The organism is Deltaproteobacteria bacterium (assembly GCA_016213065.1).
Classification (GTDB): Bacteria; UBA10199; UBA10199; order SPLOWO2-01-44-7; family SPLOWO2-01-44-7; genus JACRBV01.
This window is the reverse complement of the sequence record JACRBV010000108.1, coordinates 1-16,857: the sequence shown is the minus strand read 5'-3', so window position 1 is coordinate 16,857 and position 16,857 is coordinate 1. Positions and strand designations below refer to the sequence as shown.

Genomic DNA, 16,857 nt, shown 5'->3' with positions numbered 1-16,857 from the left:
TGGAACAGTTATCCGCTGGGATATTTTCATATCACCCATCCCGTTCACATTTTTCTGAGCGCCATCGTCACGACGGCCATGTTTTGGAAATATGAAAAACAGTTCTGGAAGGCCATTGTCATTGCCCTGTTGGGGGTTATTCCCATTTGCAGTTTGAGTGATGTGATTCTTCCTTATCTGGGCGGTATTTTGCTGAAGACCCCGGTTGTATTTCATCTCTGTCTTGTGGAAGAACCGTGGCTTGTTTTTCCAGCCTGTTTTTTGGGGATTTTTTCGGGCATGATTTTTTTGAAGCATGTCGAAAAATTAACGGAGTTAGGTCATTTGTCCCATATCTTGATCAGTTCTCTGGCATCTTTGCTGTATCTCATTTCATTTGACATCACTTTGTGGAGTGGTTCCCTTTCGATTGTCTTTGCGATCACACTTCTTGCCGTCTGGCTTCCATGTTGCTTAAGCGACATTGTTTTCCCACTCGTATTTGTAAAAGGCTCACACCCACACATCCCCTGCTGTAACCACCATCCCCACGATTATTAAATTGTCCCATGGTGTGCAGGCGCGCATGTGGGACGGGGCCTGTTCCGTAGGCTTGCACGCCCTCCCGAAAGATCGGGCTGACAAACCTCCGGAACACCCGTCCCCTCGCGGATACTACAGTAAATTAACTTTTAGTATGTCATCCCCGCGAAGCTTGTCCCTGCAGGCAGTAGGCAGGGAGCGGGGATCCAGCAGTGCTTATAATTACTGGATCCTTGCCTTTGCAGGGATGACAAAAAGAAAACGAACATTTTATTTAATCTTGTGACAAAAAGGAATTGAAGGAAGAAGGGAGTAGGTTGTAGGAAAAACCGGCCCAATGACCGTTGCCACTGGGTGGCTTGTCGAAAAGTGGTGCGCAGGATTCGTCCCATTCACGGCTGTTCTGTCCCACCCATGCGCCTTGTGGATTTTTGCAAAAATATTTTTTGTCCACCGTCAAATAAATATAACTGTTCAATCCAAAAATAGCTTGAGCGTTGTGTTGTTCGATTTGGTCCAAAGTCAAATTTGCGGGGCCTTCCACAACGGAAGTCGATATTTTCATCGACCCTCGTTGAAGATCCTGAAAAAATTCGGCGTAGCCTCTCTTTTCTCCCGGATTCGGTATTTTGTTATTAAACTGGGCAAGTCCCCTGTAGAAATGATTGGGGGCTTCATTGATTTCTTCCGCGTCAATTTTAAAAGAATGATTGCGCAATGTGGATGCTTCCGGTCCCGGTAAAATTCCTGTCTTAGTTGAATCCCAATCAACTTCCGCAATGCGGTGCCAATTTTTGTTCACGTCTTGTTCCCAAATAACGGCCGTGTGGTCGTACCATTTTTTCTCTGTTCCATAAGGAATGTGTGCCCAATCAACCACAACTTTTTTTTCTCCATCATTTAAAAAACTTTTTTCAAAGGGATAAATGATTGTGCTGTTGACAACAGCTTGCTGATAGTCTTGAAGAGAAATCGAAATCAGTTTGTCGAGTTTTTGATAGGTCTCTTGAAGTTGAAAAATCTCGTTGAGCCATTTCTCTTCCAGATTCCTACCGGCGGCAAATCCTTCTGAGGCTAGGGACAACAGTAGAATCAAAAGCCAGCTCACTTTTGAATTATAGCAAGATGGGTATAAAAATATAAATGGGTGTAATAATACTTTTGTTGGGCGTAATAATATTTTAAAGAAACCCCTGAAAATACCGCTAATTACAAGGAGATTTTTTTATGACGACAATCAAATGCGTGCGTTGTGGTCTCAATTCGGCTCCACCTGATTTTGTGCCCTATAGCGGTCCGCTCAAAGAAGCGATCGTAACGCAGGTTTGCCACCAATGTTGGGAAGAGTGGAAGAGAATGAGTGTCATGGTGGTCAATGAATATCGTCTGACTCCGTTTTTGCCACAGCACAGAGAAATCATCGAACAACACATGAAAGAATTTCTAAAGTTACAACTTTAAATCCATCCGTTTGGATTTTTAACAAGCGTTTAAAAAGAATACCCGCCTGAGAAGGTGTATGTCTGTGAGGTTTCGCCGTTGTTCCTGCTTTCATAGCGGGCATCGAAATGTGCGGAATAACTAGCGATGAATCTTAGATCAATTCCGCCTCCGCCAATGTTTGATTTGAAATTAACAAAGGGAGTGGGAAATCGCCCCGCTTCAAAGACATTGTTGGCGCGCAAATAATAACCATTCAGTTCAAGCCATTCGAGTGGTGTGAAATAAATTTCCGCGAAACAGCCGTTGAGATTACGACGTGTTCCTCCAAACGTGACGGATTGAAATTGGTATCCCCCGCCGATTTTAACAATTCCAGAAGGTTCCAAATAAAGAGCCGGCCTGACAGTCTGGATATTGGCTTGTCGGTAATCTTCAAAAAGATAATGGACTTCCGGTGTTAATATCCAGAAAGTTTGCGCCAAACCCGCGCCATAACTTTGACGCGGAAAAATGGCAGTCTCCGGAGCAAAACTTAAATTGGCATTCACGCGCGTATTTTCAAAAAGATAATATTGTCCAAAAAGTTCCGTGTTGAATCCATTTTGAGTAAATTTGTTGACGTAACTGCTGTTGAGACCAAAAGAGTAACTTCGCTCTTTGCTGATGGTCATTTTCTGATATTCGCCCTGCATTTCTGCGGCGTAATTGAAACTGCCGAGGATATATCCACCCAATACTTCAATGTTTGATTTTTTGTCGATCTGGGGAGAGACCGCGGCCACTTCTTCATTGGAGGGCTCAATTTTTTCGGCACGTTTAAAAAACTCCCGAGCCTTGCGCTCTTTTCCTCCTGCCAGATAAGCCTTGCCGGTTCCCACTAATGCGTCCACATTCTTCGGGTCTTCCTCCAGAATTTTAGAATATTGGGAGATGGCTCCGTCATAATCTCCCTGCCAGTAGAGCACTTGGGCCAATCCTGAAAGAGCGCTGATATCATTGGAATTTTCACCTAAAATCTCTTCATAGGTGGATTGCGCGCCTTCGTAATTTCCCTCCTGAATTTTATCTTCCGCCTCCTGAAAAAGAGGATTTTTTCCTTTAGCTAACAGAGGGGAAGCGATAAGAAGATTTACAACAAGGAAAAACCAAAAAAGACGTGGAAAAGACATAACTTTTTTAACCATATCTTTTTGAAAAGAGGAAGCAACTTTTTCTGACTTGAACCGATAACGTTAGGGAACTATCGGAGAAATACATTTTCTTGTCATCCCTGCGAAGGCAGGGATCCAGAAATTATCACGACGACTGGATTCCCGCTCCCTGCCTACTGCCTGCAGGGACAAGCTTCGCGGGAATGATAGTTTAGATCGTTTTTACATATTATGAGTTTTGTACCTGCGATAAATACAGAAGCAATTACACTGGACATTGTCTCAGCCGAAGCCGCTTTTGCCGATGGGGATATGGGTACGCTCTGGGCCAATCTCGCCCATTTGCAAACTTTGGTTGCTCCTCTGGATGGGATATTCACGGAAGGAAGAAATGGCGAAGCAAGTCCCGCCGTTCTTTTGCAACGCCTCTTGAGTGGGCAGGGTACTATTTCTGCAGACGATTTCAGACAAAGCATGCAGGCTCTCCGTGCGGCTTTGGAAAGAGCAAGGGCTATTCCACCATTTCCCGGCGCTGTCCGTTTTGGTCCGGTACCCAAAGATCTTTTCGCCCATCCTGTAAATTCTTCCTCCTATCTTGTTCAAGTTTCTTCGCCTCCAAAATCTTATGTTCCAAGAGATTACCAATTAGACATAGCTCGTGAAGCGACAAAACATTTTGCAAAAGAACATCGTGGTATTTACCGTCTCGATACCGGTCTCGGAAAAACTCCGGAATACGGATTTATTATTCGGCAACTTCGCGAAGTCCTCCCCCACGAATACAAAGATGCTCTGATTGTTATGGGATCTCATCAACATGAACCGGCCTATAAATTGGCGCAGACAATGCAATACATGTTTCCCAATGAACAGGTCGCCTTTTTGAAAGGGGGAGTCAAAGCCGAGGATCTGCGCGGTTGCACTTTTGTTGTGGGCACCTATCAGGAATTGACGCAAGCGGGAACCGTGGATGTGCTGAAATCATGGGCTGGCAACAAACGCATTCTTTTTGTTCTCGATGAAGCGGATTTGGTTGTTTTTAAAGGGCAGACGGAAGAGGGTGACAGAACCGCCAGTTGGTTTAGACCTCTTATCGATTTTGGTCTCTTCAATAAAAAGGGTGAATATGATGCCCGCACAAAACACCGAATGCTGGGAGCCTCGGCAACGTTGGATCGTCCGGATGAAATTCCCCTCTCCACTGTTTGGGGTCCGGGAAATGTTTTCTATCACGTACCCATGACCGATGGAATTCGAAGCGGCAATTTGGTTCCTCTTGTGGGGAAAGTGCTTGAGATGGAAGTTCCTCCAGATCAAAAACTTCTTTTTTCGGAGTTTATTCGTGTAGATCGCGCCGGTCATGTTGTGGTTGATGAATCCAAAGTGCAAGCCGCCGCCGGCAGTGATTATTCAGTCAAAACCGCAGTGCGTGCCGTTGTGGATCATATGGTTATGGGAATCGGTCCCATAGGCGCAAGGGGAAAAGCCGTGCGTCGTGGCATTGGTTTTGCTGAAAATACAACCGCTCTTGAAAAACTTATGCGCTGGCAACAAGACCTCTTCGAACTCATCGAAATTATTTTTCGGATTTATCAGGGACTCAATACACGTCATCCGATGCGTGCAGAAACAATTGTCGAGATTCTTGGCGGACGTGAAAAATTGGATCTCTTTAGAAAAGAATTGAAACATTTTCTCTATAGTAGAGAATGGCAAGAGGTCCAGCCACTCTTTGAAAAAGCAAAAAGAAGTTTGCTTGCGGGAAATAAAAATGATGTTCAAGTTTTATTTGGCAGGCTTTATACCCTTTTGCATGGTGAGGCGCGCCAAATCAAGGGACGCCCTCTTGTAGCAACCGCCACATGGGATAAAATGGATCAGGACAAAACGGGTGCAACGATTCCGGAAGGGTCTCCCCATTCCAGATATCGCAACCATTTTGGAAGTCGTGCCGTCACCATGGCCGCTCATAACAATGGAGAAATCGACATGCTCTGGAGCATTGGAATGCTGGAGCGTGGTTATGATGATCCAATGTCCAGTCTTATTGTGGATGTTGCTCGGACCAAATCCAGACGGTTGTTAGTGCAACGAGCCGGTCGCATTGCGCGTCCCCCTGACGGAAAAAATCCAAAGGATCACAGTTTAAAACCGGAAGCGGTGTATGTTACCGTAACCCCAAATCTTGAAGCGCACCGCATTGATCTCTCTGTGCAGGATTTGGCCCGTGTTTACGGAACCGAAATGGATCCGGAACTTGGTGTCCTTCGTTTGCATCCCAATACCATTGGCGGTTTGAGATGGAAAACACCGGATCCCGTTCAACTTGATCTTGGAGGAACAAGAAAAGTGCATGTGGTCCTTGTTGGAGAACGCACCATAAAAGAAGTTATTTCTTTTTTACAAAAACGTTATGGTCCCGACTACGATCCCGAAATTTTAGCATACGAAGCGGGCCGTTCTGTAAATGAGGTCGATAATTTCCTAAAAGGAATTCGCTTCCCCAGTGAAGCACAGTTGAAAAATTATTTGCAGAGATGGGGTGCCACTGCCGAAACAATAGTCCGGATCATGGCCACTTATTATTCAGACAGAGCAGAAATGAAAACTATTTACGGTAGCGCTTGGAGACAAGTCCCATGAGCGTCGCTATTGCTGTCACACCGAATGTTTATATCCCCACGCTTCTCGATACTTTGGCAAACGTCAGCCTTGCAGGAGATCCATTAGCAATTGCGGAAGTCTTGACGGACCTTTCGGGTCCCGTTGCTTCTTTGGGTGGAGAATCATTGTCGGCGTCCTTGGCGAAATTTTCAAGAGCCCTGCGAGATGGTAGTTATGTGCCCAGTCAATGGCATCGCTCCGATTTTTACACACAATTTTTGGCAACGATGAGACAAGCTGTTTTGGATGGACGCCTCATTGAAGAGTCAACATCCCACGCCCAACGTTTTGCAACACAATTGTTCTTTCGCCCAAGAGTGGGTCCCTCTCCGGAAATTCATTGGGATGAGTTTGGTTCTTCAAGATTTCTGGCGCCTCTTCCTCCCCGTTCGGAAATAAACATCATGGGACTTAAGCTTTGTTACTTTGCAAATTATGTCGCCGGACAGGCGGGTCACGGAGAACGTGCCATTGAGATGGAATCTTTTTTTGAAATAGGCAGTGGTGTTCGTCAGCGTCTTCAGTCGGGTGCATTTATTCCAAGCGCGATCGGTCTCTTTCCAACCAGAGAAGCAAGACAGTTGATAGATAAAGCACAAGCATTGGAACCTCGTTATGGCGATTTGATGCGGGAACTTTTAAGACTGTCTTTTTTTGAGGCACAAGGTTGGTCTGCTACAATCCCATTGCCAGATGCCGTCTGGAACGATTCTTTTCTCTATGAACTCCGCAATTATGTTGCAGAGGAATTGATGGCCTCCGAAGAACGCGCCACCGCGGTGTTAGAAGATAAAGCCTTGATCCGTGTGGTACGTGGCGAAAACAAGGTGGCAGATGTGAGATGGCACGCGGGAAAAACAAGACGAGAAGTTTATGATGCATGGTTGCAAAAAATGTCGCGCGGAGACGAAGCCCTTTTAGAAAGTCGAAGAAGTTTTCTCGGAGAAGGAATTTTGAGGGCCATCGGCTGGACGGCTCCGCGTAATGGCGTCCCCGCGGAACAGAGACTCCAATGGACACTCCGCGACTGGATAGCCCGCCATCATTATGGCGCCCTCCCCGCACAAGGACTTCCCTTCCCAACCGATGTCATCTTGCGTTTTGCCATGGCAACATCGCCAAAACGTCCCGCACACAAGTTCTCCGCAGGGCTTTTGGAAATGGTGGGTGGAACCCAACCAGCCCCCGTCGCACCCTAAAGACTTGAAACAGCCTGAACAAAATCTTTGGCTTCTTCAATCAACTCCCGAACACGCGTCTCCGTGATTTCGGGGATGGCATCGTAGTCGGCATTTTGGCGGGCCTGAAAAAGTTCTTCCAAAATTTCGCTGTATTTTTTGGAAAGATTGCCTGTTTTGATGAAATGACGCCGAAATTCAATTTCCAACTGTTTATGTTTTTGAACTTTTATATCTTTGGTCAGCAGGGCCGCGGTTACCGCGTAAAAAGCGGCATAATAAGCTCTTGAAATTGCCGCGAGATAGAAATGAGAGGAAAACATTTCTTCTGCCGCTTTTATGTCGTCATTCGCTCTTTCTTTGTAGGAAAGAATAATCTCTATGTGGGCCATAATAAAATTCCTTCCTTTTTTATTTCTTCAAACAAAGGTGTTTGCAACGCTTGTTGCTTTTGCCAGTGTGCTTCTGACATGCGCAATACACTCAGAAGTAATGTGTAATCATTAGCGGCCATTGCTTTGTCACTTAGAGAAGCAACCCAGTGTTCTGTTTTGGAATCAAGTATTTTAACAACAAGAAGCAAATCAACATCCGAGTCGGCATGAGGGGTGCCTCGGGCATAGGATCCAAACAGAATAATTTTAACCACATTTTTGATTTGCCCGATGGGCTCTTTTTTTAAAAGGGTAACGAAGTTTTCAGCCACTTTCGGGATGGTGTGCGTTGGAAGTGGATCAAAAGAGGCCAGATTTCCCTCCTTTTTCATATAAAGATCGAGATGGTCTTGGGGAATTCGATACGCCTTTCCCACCTTAAAATGAGGAATTTTATTCTGGCTTAGAAGCTTATAAATGGTCATTTTGGAAACCTTCCAAAGCTTTGCCAATTCTTCTGGGGTGTATAGAGTGTTCATTTAGTCTATTTTAGATATATTACGTATAAGGCAGTATAAAGAAGAAAATGAAAATTTCAAGCAACTTTTCTCAAAAACAAAGTAGCCACTTCCATAAAGGGATGAGCTGGATTTTGGTGTTTTTAATTGTTTCGTCGCCTTCGGTATCCCATGTGATGACGGTGGAATCTTGGCATTCCAATTTTGCCTGTGCCTTTACAAGTGATTTGATCTCACGTTCTTTTGTTTCAAGGGATTCTATTGAATAACAGACTTGGATCATTTTTTTTATCTTGAGGCCATCCTTGATGACAAAATCAACTTCACAATGACCGTCTGTGTAGTAATAAACCTCCATCCCGCGCCTTTTGAGTTCCAAAAAAACGATATTTTCCATCAATCTTCCGATGTTCAATGAAATTTTCGGGACGATGGCATTGATAAGGCCGGTGTCTATGGCATAGATCTTTTTAGGTTTTCGGATTTGCTCTTTCAGTTTGAAAGAAAATGCGTTGACCCCAAATAAAAGATAGGATTCTTCAAGAAATTCAAAATAATTTTTGATGGTGTGGACACTTTTGACTTCAAAAATGTTTTTGATCTTGTGATAGGCGGCCCGCGACGCAAAATTGGAAAGAAGATACAAAGCCATCTCTTTCAGGTCGCGCCCGTACTTGATGTTGTAGCGCATGACAATATCTTTGGTAATGATTTTGTCGAAGAGTTCCCTGAGATAATTTTCCTTGAGATCCATTTTTTGAACTTCCGGAAAACCACCTTCTTGAATGTATCTCTCCAGCATCATTTTGAATTCGGCTCGCTTATCTGTTTTGAAGAAATCATCTTCGCTGGCGGAGACGCCATTTTGCAGAAGAAATTCCCTGAAGGAAAAAGGGAAAAGTTCAAGGCTCAAATGTCTGCCCGTCAGATGGGTTGCCAGTTCTTTGCTCAACAGATGCGAATTGCTTCCCGTGATAATGACATTATAATCGTTTCGAAGGAGCCTGTTTACAAACAATTCCCACCCCGAAGTGTTCTGGATTTCATCCAGCAGGAGATGATTGAAATCCGGCGTTATCTCCTTTGCCGTCTCAAGAAAATCGTTGAGATCTTCCGCGTGGACAGCGGCCAATCGTTCATCGTCAAAGTTGATGTACGCATAGGAACAATTTTTTAGCATTTGATGGGCGAGGACGGATTTTCCGCACCTCCGGATTCCGGTGATGACCTTTGCCATTTTTTGGGTGAGCATTCTTGTTGCGTCCGGCAGTTTTTCGCGCTCAATGATCGGCTGATCGAAGATTCTGCTGATTTCTGCTCTTTGATCTACAAGCACCTGTTTTATAATGGCTTTATTCATCTTGTTAAGTCAATTGCACATAAATTCAATCTTTTGTGCAGTTCACTGAACAAAAATCGCAAATTTTAATGAAAAAATCAAGCAACTTTTCCTGTTTTCTGCCGATAAGTATATTAGGGGACGTTTGAATACTTTGGGGAGAAGACTATGGTAGACGGCGGCAATAATGATCCACTGGTTCCAAGAGGTCCTAGAACTTTTAATCTCACATTTGTAAAACCAGAAAGACAAGACACTTTAGATGGTGGCTTTCCTGATGCCGGTACAGCTACTGATGCTGATGGCGGTGTCCCTGATAATACCCACACAGGCAATATCGTCGTTCCGGGGGCGGGCGTTGAATTGGGAACCGATGGAGGTTCTCCTGTTGATGCGGTAACCCCTAAACGAACCTTCGACGATGGTCCTGTAGAAGCGAATGTATCTTTTTATAAAGACCCACAAGATCCAAGCAAACCATTTAGTCCCTTTTACAAATCGGTTGATGCCCTTCCTGTGTGTGAAACAAGTGGAATTGATGCCTATTTCAACGAAAATATTTTTGAAGACTTGGCCCGGATTTGGGAAGCCCCAAGGGGTGCAACCAACGACGGAAAAACCCACACTCTTTTTCGCCCTCCCTCAGAACCAAAGTTTGATGATTGGTTGACCAATCTAAGCGATGCAATGCTTCTCCCCATGCAGGGAAGATACGGAAATTTTACGTTGCAAACAGAGGAAGATATGGGAGTGTTAGGTAAACGTAAGATGTCCTTGCGCTATCCTCTTTGCCGCTCCGCTACCCGAGACCCTGACGACAATTTTTTTCGTGTTTGGTCGTACAAAAATAATTCTTTATTTCATCCTCTTCCCTCGAACCAAAAAATGGCACCGATTGAAGGAGAACTAACCCTTTACCAGATAATGGAGATTATTGTGGAGGGCAAACCAACGCCAAGTCAGTACGGTATTGAAGAGGGAAAATTATTTATTTCAGGAAATCTTCCAACAGTTGATGCCATGATTCGAAGAATCGAAAAATCGAATTTGTCGGATCAGGAGAAAAAAAATCTTAGTGAAGCGGTGAATGAAGCGGTGAAGATGGAACGGGCGGCTTTAGCAAGAATAGAAGGCAGGGAAGATTTGGATAACCGAAGAACCAATGAACAACGTATTTTTCAACTCTTTTTTGTCATCTATCTCCTTTATTCTATCAAACTACAGAGACAAACCAACGCCCGCCTTACCGCTCTCGACAAGAAAATCGATCCCAAATCTTTTTTAAAAGATATCACGGAAGAGGCCAAAAAACCGGATTATTCAAGACTGATTGGAAATAGAGAGGTTCAGGAAAACATGCTCGATATATCCGGGCAAATGGATCAACCCCATATTTTTGTTGCCGGAACAGAAGATGTTGCCGGAACAGGGGATTCCGCCGGATCGGGAAAGTCGGAAAATATCAAAGCACATCTTCATATGCGCGCCGCTGAAGGCTATGAAGTTTTTGAAATGAGCGGTTCCAGTTTGGGGTCTGCGACCGCCAAATATGTGGGAAAAGCGGAAGAGGGCGTTGAAGCCATGTTTAGACATATCAACGAGGCTACTCGCTCGGGCAAACGCATTATTATTTGGGTGCGAGAGGCTCATGTGTTGAAAGGTCTTGGAACAGCAGAGGGCCATCCAACCGATGTTGTGCAGTTGATGCTCGACAAACTGGAAAGACTCAATGAGGGAAGTTATGTTATTTTCGACACCAACAAACCCCGCGGCGTGGATGGAAAAGGGGGATTGTTGGATGACGAAGCTTTCTTGAGACGTGTTTCTGTTGCGCTTGTTTCTTCCCCAAATATCGAGGATGCTGTTTGCATCATGGAACCCAATGTTACAAGATATGTTGGCAAAACCATGACAATTTCCAAACCGGAAATTCGTACCCTTGTAATGCTTTCTCCTCTTACCAATGGTGGCGCTCTCCCCTCAAGAGGCTTCAAACTTTTGGATCGTATTACGAATCATTTACGTCGCAAAAATTTCACGGGGGCCATTACGGAAAAAATAATTATCGAGAGAGTTGCGGCCATAGCTCAAATAGATGTGGTAATGGTGCGCTCCTTTTTGGAATTTGCCCGCATTGCCGTTGAAGAAGGTGGTTTGACACCGGAGCAGGTCAAGACAATGTTAAGTGGTCTGAGAAAAAATGGATATTTCATCAAAGATGGCAAAATGCTGACGGCAGAGGAAGTGCGCGAGATGATACAAAAATATGGTCAAGCACACGGCACTTCTGGTTCCAAGAAACAGCCGAAAACTCCCCCCACCGCTCCTCCAAGCGCTGGTGCACCTCCAGCAGATGGTGCTCCTCCCGCCGACGGTGCCTCCGGTGGAAATGAAAAAGCGGCATCTGGTGAAGGCGAAGACTTAAAACCGACGCAACCGAAACCAGAAGGAGTGCAGAAAATTATTGTCGAACCAAAAGTTCCGACTTTGTTGGAAATGGTGACGGAGTCACTTAAACTTCCTCTTTTCTTTGGTGGCTTGCGCTATGCAACACACAAACATTGGATTCCGGAATGGATGGAACCCACAGCGGCAGTGGGAGTGGGAGCCGTTGCCGTCTGGGCAGATCGCTATGCCCTCGTTGATCTGGGCATGATGGCCGCTCCTTTTGAATTATCAAAAAACGTAACAACGGTTGTGATGAGTGGTATGGGACTTCCCGCGGGAAGTGCTGAAAACGATACCGCCAGCATTCTGGGTGGTTTTGCCGGCACGGCGGCCATTGTGCGAGCCACGGGCGGAGCAAAAGTCTGGCGTGAAGCGGGCTTGGCCGTTGTCAGAAGAGGGTTGCGCGAAACAGTAAATGTTGGTTTGCGAAGCGTCATTCAGGATTTAAATCAGTTGGCTCAAAGTGGACGCCAAGCATTACAGACAGCGGGAAACAGACTTGCATCTGACGCAGGTTATTTGAAAATAACTCCCTTTATCGCGGCAGGCGCGGCTGTCAAAGGCGGCGTAACAGCGGCCGGAGGCATTTTGGTCGGAGGTGAAATTACCGCAGTCGGTGTTGCAACGCTTGGGGGCGCCGTTGCGTTGGCAGGAGCGGTTGGAGCAGGAGCGGGTTTCGGTGTTAATGCGCTCTATGAAAAAGCCGCCGGAAAAAGTCTTGGCTCAACCTTGGCCGATATTTCCATTGGTGATAATCAAGAAACTCTGGGTGACTGGTGGTACGCCCATGTTACGAAATGAAATTTTCGGATGAAAGAATTGACCGAAAAAACAGCTCATGTTAGCATGACCGTATGAAGTTGCGTATTTTGATTCATCAAGATGAAGATGAAGTTTTCATAGTGGAATGCCCTTCTCTTCCCGGATGTATTTCTCAAGGAAAAACCCGTCAGGAAGCTATTACCAACATTAAAGAAGCCATAGAGGGATATATCGAAAGCCTGCGAAAGCATAATGATCCCATTCCTCCTGCCATTGATGAAGATGTGGTTGATATCGCCGTATGAGTAAACTTCCCGTGGTTTCAGGCCAAGAAGTTGTAAAAACTTTTCTAAAAATCGGTTATATTTTTGATCATCAAAAAGGAAGCCACATTATTTTAAGAAACACCCACCCTCCTTTTCGAAGGCTTACTGTTCCAAACCACAAAACAATTGCAAGGGGTACCTTCGCTCCCTTATTAGAGAAGCGGGCTTAACTGTAGCCCAGTTTGCCGGATTGCTTTATAAATAGACTTTAAACTTTTCCCATAACCTTTAAAAAATAGTAAGCAACTTTTCTGAGCGGCGGCCGATAATGATTCTGTGAAAAGAGTTTTTTATTTCTTGGGAATTTTCTGGATGTTGGGTCTAACGCAGGTCTCTTTTGCTGAATCCAATCTCGACAATTCATTAACCGCCGTTGTTGCCCGCCAAACGCTTCGTCAGGTTTTGTCGGACATTGCGCAAGATATCGGCAAAATCAAACACACCTACTTTCAACTGGAAGATTGGAGCGAGGCAAAAATTTCCTCCAACCGCATTCAATATCAATATGCCCATTGCAATCTTTTAATTTACACAAATGCCACAGGAGTCAAAGTTGGTGTTTATCTGAAACTCAAGGCAGACGGAGCAAAAGCCGAAGAATTCAAAGACGCAGTCCAATCAATCGTTGCAAGACGATTTCAGAAAATCAGAAATTTAAATTCCAGTTTAGTGTCCCGTGAATAACTTGTCATCCCTGCGGAGGCAGGGGCGGGAATGACACTTCCAACCACTCCCATAAATTGACAATTTTATGTGTTTATGTGACTGGTGAAAAAGTTGTGTGAAGGGATTTTGGGGTTTCGCACAGGCAATTTTAACAAACGGGATATAAAGCCAAAATTGCCGAGCGATAAGCGGGCCCGACGGGTCGACCCGTCGGGAACCGCGGCCCCAAAATCCCTTCACACAACTTTTTCACCAGTTCCTTTATGAATTTGTACTCGCGACACATGGATCCCCTTTTACAAAAAGCTTTGGAAGTGCGTAAGCACGCCTATTCTCCCTATTCCAAATTTTCCGTGGGAGCCGCTTTGGAAGCCTTCGATGGCACCATTTACACAGGCTGTAATGTTGAGAATGGATTTTGGTTGGCTATCTGTGCCGAGAGAACAGCGTTGGTGAAAGCCATTTCCGAAGGCGCAAAAAAATTCAAACGGATTGCAATCGTCGCTGACACACCCGGACCGGTTTCTCCCTGTGGTGTTTGTCGCCAAATGCTTGCCGAGTTTGCCCCAGACTTGGAATTTCTTTTAGCAAACACAAAAGGTCAAACCGAAAAAGTCACACTCTCCCAACTTCTTCCAAAAGCATTCACGTTTAGCGCCAAATAATGGGCAATGTCATCGCCCGGATATTGCAGACCCACCTTTTGCGTTTTTTGCGGGTGAGTCAATGCGTATTGACGGCGTAATGCCTCATTTTGAATCCATTCCGGATGTGCGAATGCAATTCCTTGCGCACCCCTGATTGTGAAGGAATTCATCCCGATCACTTTTCCATCCATGTTGACCAACGGTCCGCCGCTGTTTCCCTGATTAATGGCGGCATCGGTTTGAATTTCCGTGTCTCCATTTTCAGTGCGAACGGCGCTGACAATTCCTTTGGTCACCGTGTGTGAAAATCCAAACGGTTCTCCGAACGCCAACACCGTATCTCCTTGTTCCACTTCCTCCGGATTTGCCAGTTGCACCGTTTTGATGGGTGTTCCCCCCGTATTCACCTCCAGCAAAGCGGAGTCGCTTGCTTCATCCATCACCAATACCGTTGCGACTAAAGTGCGACCGTCGAAAGTTTGCACACGAATCTGGGAAGCGTCATTGGCAACATGACGATTTGTTTTTATCAGTGTGGTCCACGGTTTTTTAACATAACCCGCCAGATGCAGATCCGCCGCATTAACGGCATAACCAGACCCCAACCACTCTTCCGGTTTACCCTGTGCATCCTTACCATTTCCCACCACAAAAACATTTACAACAGAGGGTGTGATTTCACGGATGACCTCTTTGGTGCGCGTTTCTTCCAACGGTCTTAAAGTTACAGATGGACCGACAACCCGAATTTTGATCGGAAATCCGTCGCATTCCAAATCGTAGTGCTGTTCTTCTGAGAGACAGATATTGGATGCACGCCGTGTGAGCGAATCGGCGTTCAGAGCAAATGTGGGAGGAAGCGCTTCGTCATGGACAAATCCTCCTTCCCCGTTTGCAATGCGAGGTGGCGCGGCTATACCTGACCCGGAAGGGGCGATGTCACGGAAGGTGGCTAACCGAATGGCTAAATTTCCCATAAGGACCTCCTTTGTTGTGGATTTTTTTGGACGTGGGAATTGTCCTGCTCTCTAACGCAACTTGTCAATCAAAATTTTTGTAAAATTTTTATCAATACAACAAATAAGGACTGCGTTGGCGTGCGAAAGAGGGGTTGAATTCTTCGACCCACTCTAAAAGTTCGCGTAGCGGCAGGTGTTTTTCGATTGCTTGCCGGACAGTGGAACCGCCCGTGAGAAGATCAATGGCCGGGGTGTCTTCAATAAATTCATAGGATTCAAGGCGCCATTCAAAACCTTTGTCGTGATAAAGAGAATGCAAAACCCAAACTAAGGCAAGGCCTGTGACATACGATTTGAAATTTTCTCTGTCGGTAACACGAAGACGAACTCCCTGACATAATTTTCCCGCCCATTTTTGGTGGATTGGTGTGAAGGTTGCCGGTTCAATCTGAAGACCCAGCAGTGAAAATTCTTCAAGTGCTTCTATCAACTCCCGCGATTGCACAAAAGGAGCTCCGGCAATTTCAAAAGGAATATCGGTGCCGCGCCCTTCTGAAATGTTGGTGCCTTCGAGCAGACAGGTGCCAGGATAAAGAAGAGCCTGCAAAGGCGAGCGCATGTTGGGAGAGGGATTTGTCCATGTGAGACCTGTTTGGTCCCAATACCATTCCCTTTTCCATCCTTCCATCGGCACAACAGTCAGCCTGCAGTTGATATCTTCGGTGTCGTCGATAAATTTGGCAATTTCGCCGATGGTCATTCCGTGACGCACGGGCATCGGGTGTAATCCGACAAAAGAGGTGTAACCTTTTTCGTTGCTCTCCCCTTCCATAGTGATGCCGTTGATCGGATTGGGGCGGTCGCAGACAATCACCTGTTTTCCGTATTTGGCGCAAACTTCCATGCACATCGTCATAGTCCAAATATAGGTGTAGTAGCGTGATCCGACGTCTTGAAGATCAATGATGAGAATGTCCAGATTTGCGAGCATTTCTTCTGTTGGTCTGAGTTCTTTTTCGGAATGTCCGTAGAGGCTGTAGATGGGGAGACCGTCTGGTTTATGAATTCCAGATTTCACGGGCTCCATGTCTTCTGCTTGTGTGGTGATCCCGTGTTCGGGACCAAAAAGGGTGGTCACCTGCCAACTTTTTTCAGGGATGAGAAGATCAAGAATATGTTTTCCCTGAGAGTTAAGACTGGCTTGGTGACCAAGAATGCCAAGCCTTTTTTCCGTGAGAAGGTGTTTGTAATCCCTCAGCAGAATGTCGAGACCTAAAAGCATGGCGGGCCTTTATCATAACTTGATCGGATGTCAATTCACTGGTAAAAGCTTTGCGCAATGAAAACCATTCTGACAGAAAATGCCCCCGCACCGATAGGTCCTTATTCACAAGCCATCCAAGCCGGCGACTTTTTATTTTTGTCGGGGCAAATCCCGCTAGATCCAAAAACAAATCAGGTAATGCTTTTTGACGGCGATGTCGCCAAACAGACAGAGCTTGTTTTAAAAAATATTTCGGCAATTTTAACGGCAGAAAGTTTAACTTTTAATGCGATCGTGAAAACAACAATTTTTCTGAGAGATTTAAATCAGTTCCAAAAAGTAAACGAAACCTATGCAAATTTTTTCAAAAATCACAAACCAGCCCGCTCCACCATAGAAGTCTCAAACCTCCCAAAAGGCGTCGCCATCGAAATCGAAGCAATTGCTGTGCTTTAAGGTTGTCATTGCCTTCGCAGGGATGACAAAAAAACAATCAAGGAAACAGAGGTGGGCGGGGGGCAGGCGACGGTTTGTCCGCCCGATCTTTTGGGTGGGCGTGCAAGCCTTCGCCTGACAGGCCCCGCCACCTAGGTTTG

At 45.5% G+C, this 16,857-nt stretch carries 16 protein-coding genes and 1 pseudogene; 10 read left to right on the top strand and 7 right to left on the bottom strand.

Annotated elements, in window-relative coordinates; all coding sequences use genetic code 11:
* The coding region (locus HY877_06375) for a hypothetical protein (protein ID MBI5299900.1) at nt 1–540 on the top strand (540 nt) is incomplete at its 5' end.
* 256 nt (nt 541–796) lie between these two features.
* Here HY877_06375 and HY877_06370 read toward each other — a convergent pair.
* The gene (locus HY877_06370; protein MBI5299899.1) at nt 797–1,618 is read right to left on the bottom strand and encodes a hypothetical protein; all 822 of its coding nucleotides are present in this window, start codon (nt 1,616–1,618) and stop codon (nt 797–799) included.
* 131 nt (nt 1,619–1,749) lie between these two features.
* Here HY877_06370 and HY877_06365 point away from each other — a divergent pair, with 131 nt between their 5' ends.
* Complete coding sequence (locus HY877_06365; GenBank protein ID MBI5299898.1) at nt 1,750–1,983, top strand: Fe(2+)-trafficking protein; 234 nt, start codon at nt 1,750–1,752, stop codon at nt 1,981–1,983.
* Nucleotides 1,984–2,012: 29 nt separating this feature from the next.
* Here HY877_06365 and HY877_06360 read toward each other — a convergent pair whose 3' ends face one another.
* Complete coding sequence (locus HY877_06360; GenBank protein MBI5299897.1) at nt 2,013–3,149, bottom strand: tetratricopeptide repeat protein; 1,137 nt, start codon at nt 3,147–3,149, stop codon at nt 2,013–2,015.
* Between the two features lie 198 nt (nt 3,150–3,347).
* Between HY877_06360 and HY877_06355 the strand changes: the two genes are divergently transcribed.
* Together HY877_06355 and HY877_06350 are read left to right on the top strand one after the other, a co-directional pair.
* Entirely contained in the window at nt 3,348–5,759 is a 2,412-nt protein-coding gene (locus HY877_06355) for a hypothetical protein (GenBank protein ID MBI5299896.1), read from the top strand.
* The gene (locus HY877_06350; protein MBI5299895.1) at nt 5,756–6,979 is read left to right on the top strand and encodes a hypothetical protein; all 1,224 of its coding nucleotides are present in this window, start codon (nt 5,756–5,758) and stop codon (nt 6,977–6,979) included. The genes HY877_06355 and HY877_06350 overlap by 4 nt, the downstream gene beginning before the upstream one ends.
* Here HY877_06350 and HY877_06345 read toward each other — a convergent pair.
* The 3 genes from HY877_06345 to HY877_06335 all read right to left on the bottom strand — a co-directional run bounded on the left by HY877_06345 (nt 6,976) and on the right by HY877_06335 (nt 9,210).
* Entirely contained in the window at nt 6,976–7,350 is a 375-nt protein-coding gene (locus HY877_06345; GenBank protein ID MBI5299894.1) for a HEPN domain-containing protein, read from the bottom strand. The genes HY877_06350 and HY877_06345 overlap by 4 nt on opposite strands.
* The gene (locus HY877_06340; protein ID MBI5299893.1) at nt 7,338–7,871 is read right to left on the bottom strand and encodes an excisionase family DNA-binding protein; all 534 of its coding nucleotides are present in this window, start codon (nt 7,869–7,871) and stop codon (nt 7,338–7,340) included. The genes HY877_06345 and HY877_06340 overlap by 13 nt, the downstream gene beginning before the upstream one ends.
* 70 nt (nt 7,872–7,941) lie before the next feature.
* Nucleotides 7,942–9,210 carry an ATP-binding protein gene (locus tag HY877_06335; GenBank protein ID MBI5299892.1) on the bottom strand — a complete coding sequence of 423 codons (1,269 nt, stop codon included), beginning with the start codon at nt 9,208–9,210 and terminating at the stop codon, nt 7,942–7,944.
* 147 nt (nt 9,211–9,357) lie between these two features.
* Between HY877_06335 and HY877_06330 the strand changes: the two genes are divergently transcribed.
* The 5 genes and pseudogenes from HY877_06330 to cdd all read left to right on the top strand — a co-directional run bounded on the left by HY877_06330 (nt 9,358) and on the right by cdd (nt 14,056).
* Complete coding sequence (locus HY877_06330; GenBank protein ID MBI5299891.1) at nt 9,358–12,438, top strand: AAA family ATPase; 3,081 nt, start codon at nt 9,358–9,360, stop codon at nt 12,436–12,438.
* 53 nt (nt 12,439–12,491) lie between these two features.
* Complete coding sequence (locus tag HY877_06325; protein MBI5299890.1) at nt 12,492–12,704, top strand: type II toxin-antitoxin system HicB family antitoxin; 213 nt, start codon at nt 12,492–12,494, stop codon at nt 12,702–12,704.
* Nucleotides 12,701–12,930: pseudogene (locus HY877_06320) on the top strand (type II toxin-antitoxin system HicA family toxin). The gene HY877_06325 and the pseudogene HY877_06320 overlap by 4 nt, the downstream one beginning before the upstream one ends.
* A gap of 71 nt (nt 12,931–13,001) precedes the next feature.
* Entirely contained in the window at nt 13,002–13,409 is a 408-nt protein-coding gene (locus tag HY877_06315; protein MBI5299889.1) for a hypothetical protein, read from the top strand.
* Nucleotides 13,410–13,675: 266 nt separating this feature from the next.
* A complete protein-coding gene (gene cdd / locus HY877_06310; protein MBI5299888.1) occupies nt 13,676–14,056 on the top strand; it encodes a cytidine deaminase in 381 nt (126 codons plus the stop codon).
* Here the strand turns inward: cdd and HY877_06305 are convergent.
* Nucleotides 13,993–15,015, bottom strand: a complete 1,023-nt coding sequence (locus HY877_06305; GenBank protein ID MBI5299887.1) for a trypsin-like peptidase domain-containing protein — start codon at nt 15,013–15,015, stop codon at nt 13,993–13,995. The two genes, cdd and HY877_06305, sit on opposite strands and share 64 nt — an antisense overlap.
* A 91-nt stretch (nt 15,016–15,106) precedes the next feature.
* Nucleotides 15,107–16,279 carry a DUF1343 domain-containing protein gene (locus HY877_06300; GenBank protein MBI5299886.1) on the bottom strand — a complete coding sequence of 391 codons (1,173 nt, stop codon included), beginning with the start codon at nt 16,277–16,279 and terminating at the stop codon, nt 15,107–15,109.
* A gap of 57 nt (nt 16,280–16,336) precedes the next feature.
* Here HY877_06300 and HY877_06295 point away from each other — a divergent pair, with 57 nt between their 5' ends.
* Complete coding sequence (locus tag HY877_06295) at nt 16,337–16,717, top strand: RidA family protein (GenBank protein MBI5299885.1); 381 nt, start codon at nt 16,337–16,339, stop codon at nt 16,715–16,717.
* The last annotated feature ends 140 nt before the right edge of the window (nt 16,718–16,857 follow it).

Bases quoted from the DNA above. Each gene is read 5' to 3' on its own strand.
- HY877_06335 (MBI5299892.1), bottom strand. From the start codon at position 9,210: ATGAATAAAGCCATTATAAAACAGGTGCTTGTAGATCAAAGAGCAGAA.
- HY877_06360 (MBI5299897.1), bottom strand. From the start codon at position 3,149: ATGGTTAAAAAAGTTATGTCTTTTCCACGTCTTTTTTGGTTTTTCCTT.
- HY877_06355 (MBI5299896.1), top strand. From the start codon at position 3,348: ATGAGTTTTGTACCTGCGATAAATACAGAAGCAATTACACTGGACATT.
- HY877_06350 (MBI5299895.1), top strand. From the start codon at position 5,756: ATGAGCGTCGCTATTGCTGTCACACCGAATGTTTATATCCCCACGCTT.
- cdd (MBI5299888.1), top strand. From the start codon at position 13,676: ATGGATCCCCTTTTACAAAAAGCTTTGGAAGTGCGTAAGCACGCCTAT.
- HY877_06295 (MBI5299885.1), top strand. From the start codon at position 16,337: ATGAAAACCATTCTGACAGAAAATGCCCCCGCACCGATAGGTCCTTAT.
- HY877_06345 (MBI5299894.1), bottom strand. From the start codon at position 7,350: ATGGCCCACATAGAGATTATTCTTTCCTACAAAGAAAGAGCGAATGAC.
- HY877_06340 (MBI5299893.1), bottom strand. From the start codon at position 7,871: ATGAACACTCTATACACCCCAGAAGAATTGGCAAAGCTTTGGAAGGTT.
- HY877_06305 (MBI5299887.1), bottom strand. From the start codon at position 15,015: ATGGGAAATTTAGCCATTCGGTTAGCCACCTTCCGTGACATCGCCCCT.
- HY877_06330 (MBI5299891.1), top strand. From the start codon at position 9,358: ATGGTAGACGGCGGCAATAATGATCCACTGGTTCCAAGAGGTCCTAGA.
- HY877_06325 (MBI5299890.1), top strand. From the start codon at position 12,492: ATGAAGTTGCGTATTTTGATTCATCAAGATGAAGATGAAGTTTTCATA.
- HY877_06300 (MBI5299886.1), bottom strand. From the start codon at position 16,279: ATGCTTTTAGGTCTCGACATTCTGCTGAGGGATTACAAACACCTTCTC.
- HY877_06365 (MBI5299898.1), top strand. From the start codon at position 1,750: ATGACGACAATCAAATGCGTGCGTTGTGGTCTCAATTCGGCTCCACCT.